At 75.8% G+C, this 3,035-nt stretch carries 2 protein-coding genes; one reads left to right on the forward strand and one right to left on the reverse strand.

Annotated elements, in window-relative coordinates:
- Positions 1-73: 73 nt before the first annotated feature.
- Complete coding sequence (locus ACFWJO_RS22270) at positions 74-1,885, reverse strand: thioredoxin-like domain-containing protein (RefSeq protein ID WP_386867599.1); 1,812 nt, start codon at positions 1,883-1,885, stop codon at positions 74-76.
- 158 nt (positions 1,886-2,043) lie between these two features.
- Between ACFWJO_RS22270 and ACFWJO_RS22275 the strand changes: the two genes are divergently transcribed.
- Positions 2,044-3,035: hypothetical protein (locus tag ACFWJO_RS22275; protein ID WP_386867601.1), on the forward strand; the 992-nt coding region annotated here is incomplete at its 3' end.

Consider the following 3,035-nt stretch of genomic DNA (forward strand, 5'->3'; position numbering starts at 1 on the left):
GCGCTGTTGGCCTCCCGGGAGGGCGAACGCACACGGGCCTGTCCCCTCCCGTGCGGCAGGGGCCGGTTCCGTCTCAGGCGTCCATTCCCGCCAGGATCAGCGGGAGCCGGGCCGCGCCGCCCTCCGTGATCCGGACCGGGACGCCCCAGTCCTGCTGGTGCACGTGGCAGGCCGGGTACTCGTTCTCCGGGTCGTCGTCGCAGGACGCGGCCATCGCCGAGACGTGCAGGACGCCCTCGGTCAGCTCCGGGTTCAGCTCCAGCTCGCGGAAGAGGTCCGTGCCCTTGCCCTCGCCGGAGAGCAGCAGCTCCGGCGGGGTCGAGGAGACCAGGAGCCGGGTGGAGGGGCCGTACCGCTGGTCCAGCTTCTGGCCCTTCGGGGCCTGGAAGACCACGTCGAGGCGGAGCCGGCCCGGGGCGACGTCGGTGGCCTCGCGCCGGGTGCGGTGGGCGACCGCCTCGACCTGCACGGCCTCCTCGGGGAGGCGCAGCCGGGTGAGCCGGTGCCGGGCCGACTCGACGACCACGACGTCCTCGCCGACCACGACCGCGTCGCTCGGCTCGCGCAGGTCGGTGGCGAGGGTGGTGACCTCGCCGCTCGCCGGATCGAAGCGGCGCAGCGCGTGGTTGTACGTGTCCGAGACGGCGACCGAGCCGTCCGGCAGGGCCGTGACGCCCAGCGGGTGCTGGAACAGGGCCTGGCCGGCGGCTCCGTCGCGGTGCCCGAAGTCGAAGAGGCCGGTGCCGACGGCGGTGTGCACCGTTCCCTCGGTGTCGATCCACCGGAGCGCGCTGGTCTCGGAGTCGGCGATCCACAGCCGGTCCGCGGTCGCGGCGAGTCCGGAGGGCTGGGCGAACCAGGCCTCGGCGGCGGGCCCGTCGACCAGGCCCTCGTTGGTGGTGCCGGCCGCGACCTCGACGGTGCCCGTCTCCGGGTCGTAGGTCCAGATCTGGTGCACGCCGGCCATCGCGATCCACACCTTGCCCTGCCACCAGGCGACGTCCCACGGCGAGGACAGGTCGACCTCGAGGGCGGGGCCGGAGGTGGGGGAGCCCTGCCACCACTGGCGGCCGGTGCCGGCGATCCGCTCGACCGCGCCGGTGGCCGGGTCGAAGAGCTGGAGCGCGTGGTGCACGGTGTCGGCGACGACGACCTTCCCGTCCGGGAGGACGGCCAGGCCCTGCGGCTCGCGGAACACCTCGCCCTCGGCGCCGATCCGCCGTACCACCGTCTCGCCGTCCTGCTCCAGCTCGACGAGCTGGTGCCGGGTGGTGTCGGAGACCAGCAGGTTCCCGGAGGGCAGCAGGACCGCCTTGCCGGGGAAGCGCAGGTCGGTCGCGACCGGCTCCGGCGGCACGTACGGCCCGTCGCCGCGCCGCAGCGTCCCCTTGGCCTCGTGCTCCGCCTCCAGCTCCTCGACGAGGGTGCGGATCGCGTTGGCGTGGCCCTCGCCCGCGTGCTGCGCGACGACGTAGCCCTCGGGGTCGATGACGACGAGTGTGGGCCAGGCCCGCACGGCGTACTGCTTCCAGGTCGCGAGCTCCGGGTCGTCCAGGACCGGGTGGTGCACCTCGTAGCGCTCGACGGCGTCGACGACGGCCTGGTGCTCCGCCTCGTGCACGAACTTCGGCGAGTGCACGCCGACGATCACGAGCGTGTCCCGGTGTTTCTCCTCCAGCTCGCGCAGCTCGTCGAGGACGTGCAGGCAGTTGATGCAGCAGAAGGTCCAGAAGTCGAGCAGGACGATCTTCCCTCGCAGGTCCATGAGGGTCAGTTCGTCCCCGCCGGTGTTCAGCCAGCCGCCCTTGCCGATCAGCTCGGGGGCACGGACACGGGCACGGCGGGGCGCGGGCGCGGGGGTGGGCGCCGGGGCGGCATCGTTCATGGTTCAAGAGTGCCGCACGGTTCGCCGGACGGGTGAAAGAGGGGTCCGGGTGGCGGGACGGGCGCGTGTCTTGCCCAGGGCACGTGCGGACGGCATGGCGAGCATGGCGAGCGGTACACGACCGGAACGATCATCCGACTATTCGGCCGGGAGGTGTCATGCGGCCACGTCACACCACGCTGCTCCTGCTGCTGTTACTCCTGTTGCTCCTCCTCCCGGCGGGTCCGCAGCCCGCCCTCGCGGGCGGCGCCGGCGACGGCGCGCTCGCGTTGACCGTCACCGTCAACGGCCCGGGCGCGGAGGCGACCGTACGGGCCGGCGGGACCGTCGTGAAGCACTACCGCCTGGTCAACCGCGGCGAGGCCGACCTCCACCGGGTGCGGGTCACGGACCCCGACGTGCCCGGCGGCGAGGCCGGCTGCCCGGCCCGGCCGCTCGCGGCGCTCCACTCGACGGTGTGCACCGCGCGCTTCCGGGCCCTGCCCGGGCGCCATGCCGGCACCGCCCGCGCCACCGGCGACATCCCCTCGCTCGGCCTGAGCCCGACGGCCACGGCGCGCTCCGGGTACGACGGCGTGGCCGGCGCCCTCGACCTCACCGAGGGGGTCCGCGTCGGGCCGCCGGGCACGGCCACCGTGCGGTACGCGGTCACCAACCGCGGCAACCGGCCGGTCCACGCGATCCGGCTCACCGACCGGACCCTCGCCCCCACGCCGAACGGGCTCGTGTGCACCGTGCCGGTCCTCGCGCCCGGCGCCTCCGCGACGTGCGCGGCGACGGTACGGCGCGGCCCCGGCGACCACCGCAGCGCGGGCCTGGCCGAGGGCAGCGACCGGGTCACGACCACGGGCGAACGCGGCGAGCGCCTCCCGCCGCCGCTGCTCACGGCCCGCGCGTCGGCCGCCTTCCGGATGCCGGCGCGACCGGCGCCCGAGCCGCCACCGGCGTCCGCCGCACCACCGGCGCCGGTACCGCCGGCAGCCGTACCGCCTCCGGCCGCGCGGACGCGGCCCCTGCCGTCGGCGGGAGCGGCGGGCACGGGACCGGGCGCGGGGACACCCGCGGCGGGAGGACCGGGCGCCGGTGCCGCCGGTCCTCCGGCGGGTGCCGCGGGAACGGCCGCGGGAGCGGCCGGGGCGGCAGCCGGTGC

Origin of the sequence: Streptomyces sp. NPDC127092 (genome assembly GCF_042722475.1) — a bacterium.
Lineage (GTDB): Bacteria > Actinomycetota > Actinomycetes > Streptomycetales > Streptomycetaceae > Streptomyces.

Excerpts from the sequence above, each read along its gene's own strand:
- ACFWJO_RS22270 (WP_386867599.1), bottom strand. The coding sequence starts at position 1,885 with ATGAACGATGCCGCCCCGGCGCCCACCCCCGCGCCCGCGCCCCGCCGT.